15 protein-coding genes are annotated in these 14,993 nt (G+C 73.4%); 11 read left to right on the top strand and 4 right to left on the bottom strand.

The genetic code is table 11. The annotated features are described in order from the left end of the window. Positions 1-136: 136 nt before the first annotated feature. Entirely contained in the window at positions 137-553 is a 417-nt protein-coding gene (locus V9U70_RS30320; protein ID WP_336680379.1) for a VOC family protein, read from the bottom strand. Between the two features lie 10 nt (positions 554-563). Beyond that, entirely contained in the window at positions 564-983 is a 420-nt protein-coding gene (locus tag V9U70_RS30315; RefSeq protein ID WP_336680378.1) for a helix-turn-helix transcriptional regulator, read from the bottom strand. Between the two features lie 482 nt (positions 984-1,465). Between V9U70_RS30315 and V9U70_RS30310 the strand changes: the two genes are divergently transcribed. The 3 genes from V9U70_RS30310 (at position 1,466) to V9U70_RS30300 (ending at position 4,642) form a co-directional block, all read left to right on the top strand. Continuing rightward, entirely contained in the window at positions 1,466-2,623 is a 1,158-nt protein-coding gene (locus V9U70_RS30310) for an acyl-CoA dehydrogenase family protein (RefSeq protein WP_336680377.1), read from the top strand. 17 nt (positions 2,624-2,640) lie between these two features. Continuing rightward, the gene (locus tag V9U70_RS30305; protein ID WP_336680376.1) at positions 2,641-3,564 is read left to right on the top strand and encodes an acyl-CoA thioesterase; all 924 of its coding nucleotides are present in this window, start codon (positions 2,641-2,643) and stop codon (positions 3,562-3,564) included. Positions 3,565-3,628: 64 nt separating this feature from the next. Beyond that, positions 3,629-4,642, top strand: a complete 1,014-nt coding sequence (locus V9U70_RS30300; protein ID WP_336680375.1) for a cation diffusion facilitator family transporter — start codon at positions 3,629-3,631, stop codon at positions 4,640-4,642. 109 nt (positions 4,643-4,751) lie between these two features. Here the strand turns inward: V9U70_RS30300 and V9U70_RS30295 are convergent, their stop codons facing one another. Together V9U70_RS30295 and V9U70_RS30290 are read right to left on the bottom strand one after the other, a co-directional pair. Next, complete coding sequence (locus V9U70_RS30295) at positions 4,752-5,585, bottom strand: phosphatase (RefSeq protein ID WP_336680374.1); 834 nt, start codon at positions 5,583-5,585, stop codon at positions 4,752-4,754. Positions 5,586-5,692: 107 nt separating this feature from the next. Continuing rightward, a complete protein-coding gene (locus V9U70_RS30290; protein ID WP_336680373.1) occupies positions 5,693-6,313 on the bottom strand; it encodes an SACE_7040 family transcriptional regulator in 621 nt (206 codons plus the stop codon). 112 nt (positions 6,314-6,425) lie between these two features. Here V9U70_RS30290 and V9U70_RS30285 point away from each other — a divergent pair, with 112 nt between their 5' ends. From V9U70_RS30285 to V9U70_RS30250, 8 genes are all read left to right on the top strand, one after another. Further along, positions 6,426-8,048: a carboxyl transferase domain-containing protein gene (locus V9U70_RS30285; protein ID WP_336680372.1), complete on the top strand. Its 1,623-nt coding sequence runs from the start codon at positions 6,426-6,428 to the stop codon at positions 8,046-8,048. A 7-nt stretch (positions 8,049-8,055) separates the two neighbouring features. Continuing rightward, positions 8,056-9,999: an acetyl/propionyl/methylcrotonyl-CoA carboxylase subunit alpha gene (locus V9U70_RS30280; RefSeq protein ID WP_336680371.1), complete on the top strand. Its 1,944-nt coding sequence runs from the start codon at positions 8,056-8,058 to the stop codon at positions 9,997-9,999. Then, the gene (locus tag V9U70_RS30275) at positions 9,996-10,964 is read left to right on the top strand and encodes a hydroxymethylglutaryl-CoA lyase (protein ID WP_336680370.1); all 969 of its coding nucleotides are present in this window, start codon (positions 9,996-9,998) and stop codon (positions 10,962-10,964) included. The genes V9U70_RS30280 and V9U70_RS30275 overlap by 4 nt, the downstream gene beginning before the upstream one ends. A gap of 7 nt (positions 10,965-10,971) precedes the next feature. Next, positions 10,972-12,138, top strand: coding sequence for an acyl-CoA dehydrogenase family protein (locus V9U70_RS30270; protein WP_336680369.1), 1,167 nt, complete (start codon positions 10,972-10,974; stop codon positions 12,136-12,138). Between the two features lie 371 nt (positions 12,139-12,509). Then, on the top strand, positions 12,510-12,788 hold the full coding sequence (locus tag V9U70_RS30265; RefSeq protein WP_336680368.1) for a hypothetical protein: 279 nt from the start codon (positions 12,510-12,512) through the stop codon (positions 12,786-12,788). Continuing rightward, positions 12,785-13,102 (top strand): YqfO family protein, encoded by a 318-nt coding sequence (locus V9U70_RS30260; RefSeq protein ID WP_336680367.1) that lies wholly within the window; start codon positions 12,785-12,787, stop codon positions 13,100-13,102. The genes V9U70_RS30265 and V9U70_RS30260 overlap by 4 nt, the downstream gene beginning before the upstream one ends. Before the next feature lie 121 nt (positions 13,103-13,223). Beyond that, positions 13,224-13,868, top strand: coding sequence for a GNAT family N-acetyltransferase (locus tag V9U70_RS30255; RefSeq protein ID WP_336680366.1), 645 nt, complete (start codon positions 13,224-13,226; stop codon positions 13,866-13,868). A gap of 223 nt (positions 13,869-14,091) precedes the next feature. After that, positions 14,092-14,943 carry a siderophore-interacting protein gene (locus tag V9U70_RS30250; RefSeq protein ID WP_336680417.1) on the top strand — a complete coding sequence of 284 codons (852 nt, stop codon included), beginning with the start codon at positions 14,092-14,094 and terminating at the stop codon, positions 14,941-14,943. The last annotated feature ends 50 nt before the right edge of the window (positions 14,944-14,993 follow it).

Here is a 14,993-nt window from a genome sequence, read left to right as displayed (position 1 = left end):
GGCCGGGTTTGCTGTGCCGTCGGGCATGTCGGCAGGGCCCGCCCCGATCCAACCAGGGCGGGCACCGGGCCGTGGCGTCTTCGCCGACCTGGCCGCGAGCCCTCGTCGTGGCCCGTACGGGCGGGGCGTGCGGGGCCTACTGCTCGCGGGGCTGGGTGATGCGGATCATGTTGCCGGAGGGGTCGCGGAAGGCGCAGTCGCGGACGCCGTACGGCTGGTCGATCGGCTCCTGGAGCACCTCGCCGCCCGCCGCCCGGACGCGCTCGAACGCGGCGTCGACGTCCTGGGTAGAGAGGATCACGCCGCGCAGCATGCCCTTGGCGAGCAGTTCGGCCATGGTCCGGCGGTCGGCGGCCGGGGCGTTCGGGTCCGCGAGGGGCGGTTCGAGGACGATCTCCACGCCCGGCTGGGCGGGGGACCCGACGGTCACCCACCGCATGCCTTCGAATCCGACGTCGTTGCGCACCTCCATTCCCAGGGCGTCGCGGTAGAAGGCGAGCGCCTTGTCGTGGTCGTCGACGGCGATGAAGCACTGCGAGAGGTTGATGTCCATGGATTTCACGCTACGGGCGGCGGGTGGGATGTGCTTCTCCATTCCTGACCGGTCGTGTGAACACCTTGGCGACACACGCGGGGATGGTCTCGCCCGCGTCGTGGGGGCGGGCCCGGTAGGCGCTCGGGCTTTCGCCGACCAGCTCCGTGAAGCGCGAGCTGAACGACCCCAGCGACGTACAGCCGACGGCGAAGCAGACGTCGGTGACCGACAGGTCGCCGCGCCGCAGCAGCGCTTTGGCCCGCTCGATGCGGCGGGTCATGAGATAGCTGTACGGGGTCTCGCCGAAGGCCGCCCGGAAGCTGCGGGAGAAGTGGCCGGACGACATGTGGACGGCCCGGGCGAGCGACGGGACGTCGAGCGGTTCGGCGTAGTCGCGGTCCATGCGGTCACGGGCCCTGCGCAGCCGGGCCAGGTCCTCCAGCGTCACTCCTTCACCCTCCCACAGACGGGCGCGGGCGGCGCCGCACGGGCAGGAGCGACGCCCCTCGGGCAGGGGCGGCCCGTCGGGAACCGGAAGCCGCCCGTCGAAGACCGGGTGCGGCCCGTCGAGGACCGGGGGCCGCCCGTCGAAGACCGGGAGCCGTCCGTCGAGGGCCGGGAGCGGTCGGTGTCCGGGACGCCGGCCCACGCGGCACGCGCTCGGCCGCCGACCGCTCCGGGCCCCACCGGCCCACGCGCCGCCACCTGGTCGTTCGTGATCGCCATGCCACTCCCCCGATACCCTGCGTAGTCGTTGTCACGATCCTCCCCCACGCCACTGACAACCGCCCCGGCGACCGTTGTCGCGCGTGCGGAGCATCACCCTGGACAGCGCCCACAACCGGCGGGTAACTTCGAAGTAGGTCTGAGCAAGCGCTTAGACATGCACCGCGAGTTCCGCGAATCGACTGCCGACCTAGGAGGCATCCCGTGCGCCGTACGGTATTCAACGAGGACCACGAGGCGTTCCGGGAGACCATCCGGGCCTTCATCGCGGCCGAGGTCGTGCCGGTCTACGACGAGTGGTTCGCCGCCGGCCAGGTGCCGCGCGACTTCTACCTCAAACTCGGCGAGCTGGGCATCTTCGGCATCGAGGTGGAGGAGGAGTACGGCGGCGCGGGCGTCGACTCGCACAAGTACGGGGCCGTCCTCTACGAGGAGACCTCCCGCGCGGGCGTCACCTTCGGCGGCTCCGGCGTCCACACGCTCCTCGGCCTGCCCTACATCAAGATGCTCGCCACCGACGAGCAGAAGAAGCGCTGGCTGCCGAAGTTCACGACCGGCGAGGAGATGTGGGCCCTGGCGATGACCGAGCCGGGCACCGGCTCCGACGTCGCGGGGATGAAGACCACCGCCAAGCTCTCCGAGGACGGCACGCACTACGTCCTCAACGGCTCGAAGACCTTCATCACCGGTGGCGTCCACGCCGACCGCGTGATCGTCTGCGCCCGCACCGCCGCCCCGCGCGAGGACGACCGCCGCTTCGGCATCTCCCTCTTCGCCGTCGACACCAAGTCCGAGGGCTACTCGATCGGCCGCAAGCTCGACAAGCTCGGGCTGAAGACCTCCGACACCGCGGAGCTGGCGTTCGTCGACGTCAAGGTCCCGGCCGAGGACCTGCTCGGCGAGGAGAACAAGGGCTTCGGCTACCTCGGCACCAACCTGGCCTCCGAGCGCTGGGGCATCGCGTTCGGCGCGTACGCGCAGGCCGCGGCGGCCGTCCGGTTCGCCAAGGAGTACGTCCAGGAGCGCACGGTCTTCGGCAAGACCGTCGCCTCGTTCCAGAACACCAAGTTCGAGCTGGCCGCCTGCCAGGCCGAGGTCGACGCGGCCCAGGCCGTCGCCGACCGCGCGCTGGAGGCCCTGGACGCGGGCGAGCTGACCGCGGCAGAGGCCGCGTCGGCGAAGCTCTTCTGCACCGAGGTCGCCCACCGCGTGATCGACCGCTGCCTCCAGCTGCACGGCGGCTACGGCTTCATGAACGAGTACCCGATCGCCCGCCTGTACGCGGACAACCGGGTGAACCGCATCTACGGCGGCACCAGCGAGGTCATGAAGTCGATCATCGCCAAGTCCATGGGTCTGTAAGGGGTTACGTCCCCCTCATGAACGCAGCACCCGACCCTCTGCTCGATCTGCTCCACCTGCTCGACCTGGAGCGGATCGAGCGGGACATCTTCCGGGGCGAGAGCCGCAGCGCGGTCGTGCCCCGGGTGTTCGGCGGTCAGGTCGCGGCCCAGGCGCTGGTCGCCGCGGGCCGCACCGTCCCCGCCGGCCCTCCCCGCGCGCCCGGCTCCGACCGGGCGGGGGAGGCCCCCTCCGCGCACTCCCTGCACGCGTACTTCCTGCGCGCGGGGGACCCAGGAGCGCCCATCGTCTACACCGTGGACCGCATCCGCGACGGGAGGTCCTTCACCACCCGCCGGGTGGTCGCCGTCCAGCACGGGCTGCCGATCTTCCACCTCTCCGCGTCCTTCCAGACGTACGAGGAGGGGCTGGACCACCAGGCGCCCGCCCCCGACGCCCCCGACCCCGAGACCCTCCCGACCGCCGCCGAGCTGCTGCCCCGGTACGCGGACCGGTTCAGCCACCCCGGAGTCGTCGACCGGCTGATCGAGGCGCGGGCGGCGGTGGACCTGCGGTACGTGGACGAGCCGCCGTTCGCCACCGTGGGCGAACCGCGCGAGCCGCGCTCGCAGGTGTGGTTCCGGACCAACGGCAAGCTCGCCGACGATCCGCTGCTCCACGTCTGCCTGGCCACGTACGTCTCCGACATGACCCTCCTCGACTCGGTGCTGCTCGCCCACGGGCGGGGCGGGTGGGCGGTCGGGGACGTGGTCGGCGCCAGCCTGGACCACGCGATGTGGTTCCACCGGCCGTTCCGGGCGGACGAGTGGCTGCTGTACGACCAGCAGTCCCCGTCGGCGTCCGGCGGGCGGGGGCTGGGCCAGGCCCGTATCTACACCGCCGACGGGCAATTGGCGATCACGGTCATCCAGGAGGGTGTCGTCCGCGTCCCCCGGGGCTAGAGGGAACGAGCGGGCCCCGGGAATGAGCAGGGCGTAAGCGCTCAACTCCGACATACTCCCCACCATGAGCGACGTGACAGCCGATGGTGACGGCAGGACCGGGGCGGACGACGGCGGCACGGGCGGCAGCGACGGCGGGGAGTCCGCCTTCACCGTGGTCGTCGCCGCCGCCGCCAATCTGGGCATCGCCGTGGCGAAGGCCGTCGCCGGGCTGATCAGCGGCTCCAGCGCGATGCTCTCCGAGGCCGCCCACTCGGTCGCGGACACCGTCACCGAGGTCATGCTCCTCACCGCGCTCAAACGGAGCGCGCGCCCCGCCGACGAGGAGCACCCTCTCGGCCACGGCCCCGAGCGCTACATCTGGGCGATGCTCGCCTCCGTCGCCACCTTCGTCGGCGGTGCGGTCTTCTCCGTCTACGACGGGGTGCACACGCTCGTGTCCGGCGAGGAGCTGGGCGATCCGCTGATCGCCTACCTCGTCCTCGGCGTCGCCTTCCTCCTGGAGGGCTACTCGCTGCGGACCGGCGCCAAACAGGTGCGGCGCGAGGCGTCGCGGCTGCGGGTGCCGGACGCGTACTACCTGCGCCACACACCCGACACGGCGGTGAAGGCCGTCGTGATGGAGGACTCGGCGGCCCTGATCGGCCTGCTGCTCGCCGCGGGCGGCCTGCTGGGCGGCCAGCTCACCGGCTCCGGCGTCTGGGACGGCATCGCCTCCCTCCTGATCGGCCTGCTGCTGGTGTACGTGGCCTGGGTGCTGGGCCGCTCCAACGCGCAGCTCCTGATCGGGCGCCCGCTGCCCGCCGCGATGCGGTCGGGGGTGCGCGAGCAGCTGCTGTCGGCGCCGCACGTCACGGACGTCATGGAGCTGACCACGCTGATCCAGGGGCCCAGGGAGATCCTGATCGCCGCGAAGGTCGACTTCCGGGACACGGCGAGCGCCGAAGAGGTGGAACGGGCGTGCGAGGAGGCCCAGGCGCGGTTGCGCGAGCGGTTCCCGTCCGTCCGGCGGGTCTATCTGCACCCGACGCCGGGGCGCGGTCAACGCCGCCGCTCCGGCCCTGACGCACGCCGCTGACGCCCGTGCGAGCCGGCCCCGGGGCCCGGACCGCCGTCCGCCCCCGACGCGCCGTGCGGGGCCGCCCCCCGGGGGCCCCGTGCGGCCCACGCCCGCCCCGGACAGGCCCCTACGCCGCGGACCCCTCGGCCACGGGCTCGTCGGCGGGCCCCGACGGCTCCGCGTCCAGCAGCCCCGCCGCGTGGAGCAGGTAGTCCGTCATCGGGTCGTAGAAGCGCGGGTCGGTCACGTGGTCGTCCAGCGGGACCGTGACCTGGAGGGCGCCCTCCGCCTCCCCGAGGAAGAGGGCCGGGTCGTTGCAGTCCGCGTAGCCGATCGCGTCGAGCCCCCGCTGCCCGGCGCAGCCCGCCCATCCGTGGTCGGCGACGACCAGGTCGGGCAGCGGGCGGCCCAGGCTGGCCATGGCGTCCAGGACGGCGGCCATGGGGGCCGGGGAGTGGGTGTGCCAGAGCGTCGCCCCGCGCTCAAGCATCGCGACGTCGGCGAACTGGAACACCATCCCCTCGTCCGCCGTCAGCCCCGAGGGGATGCGGACGATCTCGCAGCCCGCCCGGCGCAGGGCGTCCGCCGTCTGCCGGTGCACGTCCAGCAGGCCGCCGGGGTGGCCGGTCGCGAACAGGACCCGCTGGCGGCCGTCCGCGGCCTTGCGCAGCCGGGCGGCCGTCCGGTCCAGGGCGTCGACCGTCAGTTCGGGGTCGATGGTGTCCTGGCCCTGCCGGTGCGCGGGGTCGTCGTTCACCCCGCACCGCTCGGCCATCACCGCGAGCACGTCCTGCTCGTCGGTCCACCGGTCCCCCAGCTCCAGGCCCAGCCAGTAGTGGCGGTCGCCGTTGGCGAGCTTGCGGTAGTGGGAGAGGTTGTTCTCGCGGGGCGTGGCGACGTCCCCCGCGATACGCGTACGGACGAGGTGGTCGACGAGGGCGGCGCGGCTGGGTATCGGCATGGCCCCATTGTGCCGCCCGGGGCCCGCGGCGCGCCCGGTGTCCTGCCCGTCGGACGGCGGCGCCGGACGGGCCGCCTCGGGCTCGGTCCGACTCTGGAGGGTTCGGCTCAGGACGGGCCGGCCGCGGCGGCGAACGCGCCCCGGGCCAGCCGGTGCAGCAGCGCCGCGGTCGCCGCACGGCCGGGCAGTGCCTCGGGGCGGGCCAGGTGCGGGGTGGAGTTGAGCAGGCCGAAGACGGCGTGCACGGTGACGCGGGCGTGGTTCTCGGCGAGCGACGGGTAGAGGGCGCGGACGACGCCGACCCAGACCTCGACGTACTCGCGCTGGAGCCGGCGCACCCGCTTGCGGTCCGTGTCGCGCAGCCGGTCCAGCTCACGGTCGTGGAGGGTGATCAGGGGGCGGTCGTCGAGGGCGAAGTCGATGTGGCCCTCGATGAGCGCGTCCAGGAGCGCCTCCGGCGGACCGCCGCCCCGGCCGGCGTCCTCCGCGACCCGTAGCCGGCCGCCCTCCAGCAGACGCTCGCTGATCCCCACCAACAGCTCGGCGAGCATCGCGTCCTTGCCGGGGAAGTGCCGGTAGAGACCGGGGCCGCTGATCCCGACGGCGGCGCCTATCTCGTCGACGCCGACGCCGTGGAAGCCGCGCTCGGCGAAGAGGCGGGCGGCCTCCCGCAGGATCTGCTCGCGGCGGGTGGGGGCCGCGACGCGGGCGGCGGCATGGGTGCTCATGAGGATTCATTCTAGACAGGGTCGTTAGCGCTCGTTAACCTGAGGGAGAAGCGTTAACGCTCATTAACAGCAATGGTCGACTATCGCGGTACGGGCAAGGGGGCTCGACACGATGCAGCAGGCACCGGTCCTGACGAGCGCGGCCGATCCCGCCTCGGAGGCCTGGCAGGCCAACGAGGCGGCGCATCACGCGCTCTCCGAGGAGCTGGCGGCACGGCTCGCCACGGCACGGCTGGGCGGGGGTGAGAAGGCGCGGGCCCGGCACGTGGCGCGCGGCAAGCTGCTCCCCCGGGACCGTGTGGACGCCCTCCTCGACCCCGGCTCGCCGTTCCTGGAGCTGGCCCCGCTGGCGGCCGAGGGGCTGTACGGGGGCGCCGCCCCGGCGGCCGGGGTGATCGCCGGGATCGGGCGGGTCAGCGGGCGCGAGTGCGTGATCGTCGCCAATGACGCCACCGTCAAGGGCGGGACGTACTACCCGATGACGGTGAAGAAGCACCTGCGCGCGCAGGAGGTGGCGCTGGAGAACCGGCTCCCCTGCCTCTATCTGGTCGACTCCGGCGGCGCGTTCCTGCCGATGCAGGACGAGGTGTTCCCCGACCGGGACCACTTCGGGCGGATCTTCTACAACCAGGCCCGGATGTCGGGGGCCGGCATCCCCCAGATCGCGGCGGTGCTGGGGTCCTGCACCGCCGGCGGGGCGTACGTCCCGGCGATGAGCGACGAGGCCGTCATCGTCCGCAACCAGGGCACCATCTTCCTCGGCGGCCCGCCGCTGGTGAAGGCCGCGACCGGCGAGGTCGTCACGGCCGAGGAGCTGGGCGGCGGCGAGGTCCACTCCCGCACCTCCGGAGTGACCGACCACCTCGCGGAGGACGACGCGCACGCCCTGCGGATCGTCCGCACCATCGTGGCCACCCTCCCTGACCGCGCCCCGCTCCCCTGGCGGGTCGAGCCGGCGAAGGAGCCCGAGGTCGACCCCGCCGGGATATACGGCGCGGTGCCGGTGGACTCCCGCACCCCCTACGACGTGCGCGAAGTGATCGCCCGGGTGGTGGACGGCTCGCGTTTCCAGGAGTTCAAGGCGGAGTACGGCACGACGCTGATCACCGGCTTCGCCCGGGTGCACGGCCACCCGGTCGGGATCGTCGCGAACAACGGCATCCTGTTCGCCGAGTCGGCCCAGAAGGGCGCGCACTTCATCGAGTTGTGCGACCAGCGCGGCATCCCGCTCGTCTTCCTCCAGAACATCTCCGGTTTCATGGTCGGCCGGGACTACGAGGCCGGTGGCATCGCCAAGCACGGCGCGAAGATGGTCACCGCCGTCGCCTGCACCCGCGTCCCGAAGCTGACGGTCGTCGTCGGCGGCTCCTACGGGGCCGGCAACTACTCCATGTGCGGGCGGGCCTACAGCCCCCGCTTCCTGTGGATGTGGCCCAACGCCAAGATCTCCGTCATGGGCGGCGAGCAGGCGGCCTCCGTGCTGGCCACCGTCAAGCGCGACCAGCTCGGGGACGACTGGAGCGCCGAGGACGAAGAAACGTTCAAGGCGCCGATCCGCGCCCAGTACGAGACCCAGGGCAACGCGTACTACGCCACCGCACGGCTCTGGGACGACGGGGTGATCGACCCGATGGACACCCGGCAGGTGCTGGGCCTCGCCCTGACGGCCTGCGCCAACGCCCCGCTGCCCCAGAAGGACCCGGCCGGGCCCGGCTTCGGCGTTTTCCGGATGTGAGGAACAGATGACGATGTTCGACACCGTTCTGGTCGCCAACCGCGGCGAGATCGCCGTCCGGGTGATCCGGACCCTGCGCGAGCTGGGGGTGCGCTCGGTCGCGGTCTTCAGCGACGCGGACGCGGACGCCCGGCACGTACGGGAGGCGGACACGGCGGTACGGATCGGCCCCCCGCCCGCCGCCGAGAGCTACTTGTCGGCGCCCGCCCTGCTGGAGGCGGCCCGCCGGACAGGGGCCCAGGCCGTCCACCCCGGCTACGGCTTCCTCGCGGAGAACGCCGACTTCGCCGCCGCCTGCGCGGACGCGGGCCTGGTCTTCATCGGCCCGCCCGCCTCCGCCATCTCGCTCATGGGCGACAAGATCCGCGCCAAGGAGACGGTCGCGGCGGCGGGGGTCCCGGTCGTCCCCGGCTCCACGGGCAGCGGCCTGACCGACGCCCAACTGGAGGAAGCGGCACGGGAGATCGGCACCCCGGTCCTCCTGAAGCCCTCGGCGGGCGGCGGCGGCAAGGGCATGCGGCTGGTCCGCGACGCGGCGGTGCTGGCCGAGGAGATCGCGGCGGCCCGGCGCGAGGCGCGGGCCTCCTTCGGGGACGACACGCTGCTGGTGGAGCGGTGGATCGACCGGCCGCGCCACATCGAGATCCAGGTGCTGGCCGACGCACACGGCCATGTGGTGCACCTCGGCGAGCGCGAGTGCTCGCTCCAGCGCCGCCACCAGAAGATCATCGAGGAGGCGCCCTCCGTCCTGCTCGACGAGGAGACACGGGCCGCGATGGGCGAGGCGGCCGTACAGGCGGCCCGTTCCTGCGGGTACGCCGGCGCGGGCACGGTGGAGTTCATCGTGCCGGGCGACGACCCCGCCTCGTACTACTTCATGGAGATGAACACCCGCCTCCAGGTCGAGCACCCGGTCACCGAGCTGGTGACCGGCATGGACCTCGTCGAGTGGCAGCTGCGGATCGCCTCCGGGGAACGACTCCCGTACGCGCAGCAGGACATCCGGCTGCGGGGCCACGCCGTCGAGGCCCGCGTCTGCGCCGAGGACCCGTCCCGCGGCTTCCTTCCCTCCGGCGGTACGGTGCTGGCCCTGCGCGAACCGCAGGGCGGCGGCGTGCGCACGGACTCCGGGCTCAGCGAGGGCGTGCCGGTGGGCAGCCTCTACGACCCGATGCTGTCGAAGGTCATCGCCTACGGCCCCGACCGCGCGAGCGCCCTGCGCAAGCTGCGGGCCGCGCTCGCGGACACGGTGGTCCTGGGCGTCCCGACGAACGCGGGCTTCCTGCGCCGGCTGCTGGCCCACCCGGACGTGGTCTCCGGGGACCTTGACACCGGTCTGGTCGAGCGCGAGGCGGCGGGGCTGGTCCCCGACGGGGTGCCGGACGAGGTGTACGCGGCGGCCGCCGCGGTCCGCCGCGACGCGCTGACCCCCCGGCCGGACGCGGACGGGTGGACGGACCCGTTCTCCGTGCCGAGCGGCTGGCGCGCGGGCGGCACGCCGGCGCCGCTGACGTTCCCGCTGCGGGTGGCGGGCGCGGGCCCGGTCACGCGCGGGGCCCCGCCCGGCGCGACGGTGACGCCCGACCGGGTGACCGTCGAACTGGACGGCGAGGTGAGCTGCTTCCACCGCTCCGGCGAGTGGCTCGGCCGGGACGGCGACACCTGGCACGTGCGGGACCACGACCCGGTGGAGGCGTCCCTGAGCGGGGCGGGCCGGGGCGGGGCGGACACGCTGGCGGCCCCGATGCCGGGCACGGTCACGGTGGTGAAGGTGACCGTCGGGGACGAGGTCGAGGCAGGTCAGAGCCTGCTCGTGGTGGAGGCGATGAAGATGGAACACGTGATCTCCGCGCCGCACGCGGGGACGGTGACCGAGCTGGACGTCACAGCGGGCGCGACGGTGGCGATGGACCAGATCCTGGCGGTAGTGGCTCCCCAGGAGGACTCATGACCACGCGATCGCTCCCCATGAAGGCCCCGGCGCCCGGTCTGCCGGCCCGGGTGCGCATCCACGAGGTGGGGGCCCGCGACGGCCTCCAGAACGAGGCGGAGACCGTCCCGACGGAGGTCAAGGCGGAGTTCATCCGCCGACTGGCCGTCGCGGGCCTGACCACCATCGAGGCGACGAGCTTCGTCCACCCGAAGTGGGTGCCCCAACTGGCCGACGCCGAGCAGCTGTTCCCGCTCCTCGGTGACATCGCCGACGTGGGCGACGTGTCCCTGCCGGTCCTCGTGCCGAACGAACGCGGGCTGGACCGGGCCCTGGCGCTCGGGGCCCGGTCGGTCGCGGTGTTCGGCTCGGCGACGGAGACGTTCGCCGCGCGCAACCTGAACCGGACCGTCGACGCGTCGCTCGCCATGTTCGCCCCGGTGGTGGCCCGCGCCAAGGCGGACCGGGTCCATGTGCGCGGATACCTCTCGATGTGCTTCGGCGACCCGTGGGAGGGCGCGGTCCCCGTCGCCCAGGTGGTGCGGGTCGCGAAGGCCCTGATGGAGCTGGGCTGCGACGAGCTGTCGCTGGGCGACACGATCGGGGTGGCGACACCGGGCCACGTCACGGAGCTGCTGTCCGCGCTCAACGACGCCGGCGTCCCCACGTCCGCCGTCGGCGTGCACTTCCACGACACGTACGGCCAGGCGCTCTCCAACACCCTGGCCGCGCTCCAGCACGGCGTGACCACGGTGGACGCCTCCGCGGGCGGCCTCGGCGGCTGCCCGTACGCCAGGAGCGCCACGGGCAACCTCGCCACCGAGGACCTCGTGTGGATGCTCGACGGCCTCGGCATCGAGACCGGCGTCGACCTCGACGAGCTGACCGCCACCAGCGTGTGGCTCGCCGGACGGCTGGGCCGGCCAAGCCCCTCCCGCACGGTCCGCGCCCTGTCCCCTTCCTCTTCCGCCTCCCCCAAGGAGTGAGCCACTCATGCCCCTGGACCACCGGCTGACCGCCGAGCACGAGGAACTGCGCCGCACGGTCGAGCAGTTCGCCCACGACGTCGTCGCGCCGAAGATCGGCGACTTCTACGAGAGCCATGAGTTCCCGTACGAGATCGTCCGCGAGATGGGCCGGATGGGCCTGTTCGGGCTGCCGTTCCCGGAGGAGTACGGCGGCATGGGCGGCGACTACCTGGCCCTCGGGATCGCCCTGGAGGAACTGGCCAGGGTCGACTCGTCGGTGGCGATCACCCTGGAGGCCGGGGTTTCGCTGGGCGCGATGCCCCTGCACCTCTTCGGCACCGAGGAGCAGAAGCGCCGCTGGCTGCCGAAGCTCTGCGCGGGCGAGGCGCTCGGCGCGTTCGGCCTGACCGAGCCGGACGGCGGCTCGGACGCGGGCGGCACGCGGACGACGGCGGTGCTGGACGAGTCGGCCGACGAGTGGGTGATCAACGGCTCGAAGTGCTTCATCACCAACTCCGGCACGGACATCACCGAGTTGGTCACGGTGACGGCGGTGACCGGCCGCAGGCCCGACGGGCGCCCGCTGATCTCCGCGATCATCGTCCCCTCAGGCACCCCCGGCTTCACCGTCGCCGCCCCGTACTCCAAGGTCGGCTGGAACGCCTCGGACACCCGCGAGCTCTCCTTCACCGACGTCCGCGTGCCCGCCGCGAACCTGCTGGGCGAACCAGGGCGCGGCTACGCGCAGTTCCTCCGCATCCTGGACGAGGGCCGGGTCGCGATCTCGGCCCTGGCCACGGGGCTGGCGCAGGGCTGTGTGGACGAGTCGGTGAAGTACGCGGCCGAGCGCCACGCCTTCGGCAAGCCGATCGGAGCGAACCAGGCGATCCAGTTCAAGATCGCCGACATGGAGATGCGCGCCCACATGGCCCGCGTCGGCTGGCGGGACGCGGCCTCCCGGCTGGTGGCGGGCGAGCCGTTCAAGAAGGAGGCCGCGATCGCGAAGCTGTACTCCTCCACGGTCGCGGTGGACAACGCCCGCGAGGCCACCCAGATCCACGGCGGCTACGGCTTCATGAACGAGTACCCGGTGGCACGGATGTGGCGCGACTCGAAGATCCTGGAGATCGGCGAGGGGACGAGCGAGGTGCAGCGGATGCTGATCGCCCGGGAGCTGGGACTGCCGGGCTGAGCCGGCCGGCACCGTGACCGTCGCCGCTCCGGCCGCCCGTGGACTGTCCCACGGGCGGCCGGAGCGGTTGTGCGGGTGGGCCTCGGGCGCTTCAACGCACCGCGTCGGCCCGCTTGTTGCGGATCGCCGTGCGCCCGGCCGGTGCAGTGGGAGCCGCAGCGGGAACGTGGCGACCCGAGGAGTGCAGGGCATGACGACAGAGGCTTTCGACGGACCGGCTCCGGAATCGACCGTACGGGGGCGACCAGCCCTCGACCTACTGGACAAGGCGGTCGACGTCCAGGGCTCACTGGTGCGCACCGAACATCGCCCGGGCCCGCCAGCGAAATCCTGAGGCGACACCGGCACAGGCGATCCGCAACCTGGAGCGGATGTACGTCAGCGCCTTGACCGGGGCGGGCGCCGCCGTCGGAGGAGCGGCAGCCGCACCGGGCGGCGGCACGGGAGTGGCCCTGGCCCTGTCGGCGGGTGGGGCTCTGTCGTCCCTTGAGCTGAGCGCTCTCTTCGCCCTCTCGGTCACCGAGGTCCACGGCGTCCCCATCGACGAGATCGAGCGCCGCCGGACGATCGTGATGGGGGGCATGCCGGTGGCCGTACGGCCTCGCGGCGCCCGCCGCGGGGACGCGCCCCTTGCTAGGGTCCGGGCATGACGCGGCTGAAGATCGAGATATCCGTCCCCGAGAGCCACGCGGAGGCCGTGATCGAGGCGCTCCACGCCGCCGGCGCGGGGCGGGTGGGCGACTACGCGCGGTGTTCCAGCGTGTGGAAGGTGACGGGCAGTTGGCAGCCTCTGCCCGGCTCGCAGCCGTACGACGGTGACGTGGGCGTCGTGCAGCACAGCGAGGAGTGCCGGATCGAGTCGGTCTGCGACGCGGACCAGGCCCGTGCCGTCCAGGAGGCCGTCCGCGCCGCCCACCCCTACGAGGAAGCGGTCATCCACTTCCTGCCGCTGTACGAGCCGTAGAGCATGGGCGCGGGCCGGCTCCGCCGCAGGGGCCGCCGCCCCTGGCCTCCTGGCCGGCCGCCGCTCCCGCACCGGGGGAATTCCGGTCGACACCCTCCCGCCCGTCCGGCAGAGTCCCGCCATGGAACCCCGCCACTGGCCCCTGTACGGGCTCCGCCTGAGGACCCCGCGCCTGGAACTCCGTCTGCCCGGCCTCGAACTCCTCGACGAGCTCGCCGCCGTGGCCGCTGACGGGCTGCACGCCCCCGACCGGATGCCGTTCAGCGTGCCGTGGACCGACGGGCCGCCAGAGGCGGTCGGGCGGGCCGTGTTCCAACACGTCCTCGGGACGGTGGCCGCGTGGTCCGCCCAGGACTGGACGCTCAGTCTGGCCGTTCTCCACGAGGGGCGAGTCGTGGGCCGACAGGACCTGGCGGCACGGGAGTTCGGGGTGCTGCGGCAGGTGCGGACCGGTTCGTGGCTCGGGCTGCCGCACCAGGGGCGGGGGCTCGGCACGGAGATGCGGGCGGCCGCTCTGCACCTGGCCTTCGCCGGGCTCGGGGCGCGGTGCGCGGTGTCGGCCGCCATGACCGACAACCCCCGCTCGCTCGGGGTCTCGCACCGACTCGGCTACGCGGACGACGGCGTGGAGACCGGCGTCGTGCGCGGGGAGCCCGTCACCCTCCGGCGACTGCGGCTGGACCGGAGCCGCTGGGAGGAGTTCCGGCGCGTCGACGTCTCCGTGGAGGGGCTCGACGACGTCCGCCGTGCGCAGTTCGGGGTGTGACACCGGTACGGTTCGCCCTCGGCGGCCGCACCGGCGCCGCCCCCCCGCCCCGGCACATCGGCCCGCCCCGTGCCGGGGTCCGTCCCGGCTCATCGGCACGTCGCGATGGCCGCCGGGCACTCCCGCGCGCGCGAAGGCTAGGCTAACCTTCCTCCGGGTGTCCGGTCGTGCGCCGGCCCGCCCGCCCGTCCGCAGCCCACGGCTCGCCCCGGAGGAGTTCTCGTTGACGACCGCCGCCGCCCCGTTCCGGTTCTTCGATCTGACCGTTCTGCGGACCCGACGCCTGAGTCCCTCCATGCTCCGGGTCACCCTCGGCGGCCCGGGGGCCGACGGCTTCCGCGCCGGCGGCCGCGACCAGAGCCTGTCCCTCTTCCTCCCGCACCCCGGCCAGAGCGACCCCGTGGTCCCGGTGGCCGAGGACGGGACGTGGTTTCCCGCGTGGCGGGCGCTGCCGGAGAACGTACGGGCGGTGATGCGCTCGTACACCGTGCGGGCCCAGCGACTGATACCCGACGGCTCCACCGAGGTGGACGTCGACTTCGCGCTGCACGGTGACGGCGGGCCCGCCTCCCGCTGGGCGCTGGCGGCCGCGCCGGGCGACCGGCTCAAGGCGCTGGGGCCCACCGTGGCGGACAACTCCTCCGTGCGCTTCCAGCCGCCGAAGGACACCGACTGGGTGCTGATCTGGGCCGACGAGACCGCCCTGCCCGCGGCGGCCGCCGCCCTGGAGTGGCTGCCCGCGGGCACGCCCGCCCGCGTCTGGCTGGAAGTCCCCCGCGGCGAGGACCAGCAGGCGCTGGACACCGCCGCGAAGGCCCGCATCAGCTGGCTCGCGCGTGACGAGGGAGCCGCGAGCGGCCTTCAGGCCGTGCGCGCGGCTCAGCTGCCGGAGGGCACGCCGTACGTCTGGATCGCCGGCGAGGCGTCCGGAGTGCGGGCGTTGCGCCGCCACCTGGTCCAGGAGCGGGGCTTCGACCGCAGGCGCGTGACGTTCGTCGGCTACTGGCGGCGCGGGCTCAGCGAGGAGCAGATGCGGGTCGCGGAGTCGGCCTCCGGAGCGGACATCGCCGCGTAACCGCACCGGGCCCCGGGCCGCCGGCCCGCCCCGCCGGCGGGACCCAGGAG

This window comes from Streptomyces pratensis, assembly GCF_037137275.1.
Lineage (GTDB): Bacteria > Actinomycetota > Actinomycetes > Streptomycetales > Streptomycetaceae > Streptomyces > Streptomyces pratensis_B.
The sequence above is the reverse complement of the archived record's forward strand: the minus strand, read 5'-3'. Positions and strand labels throughout refer to the sequence as shown.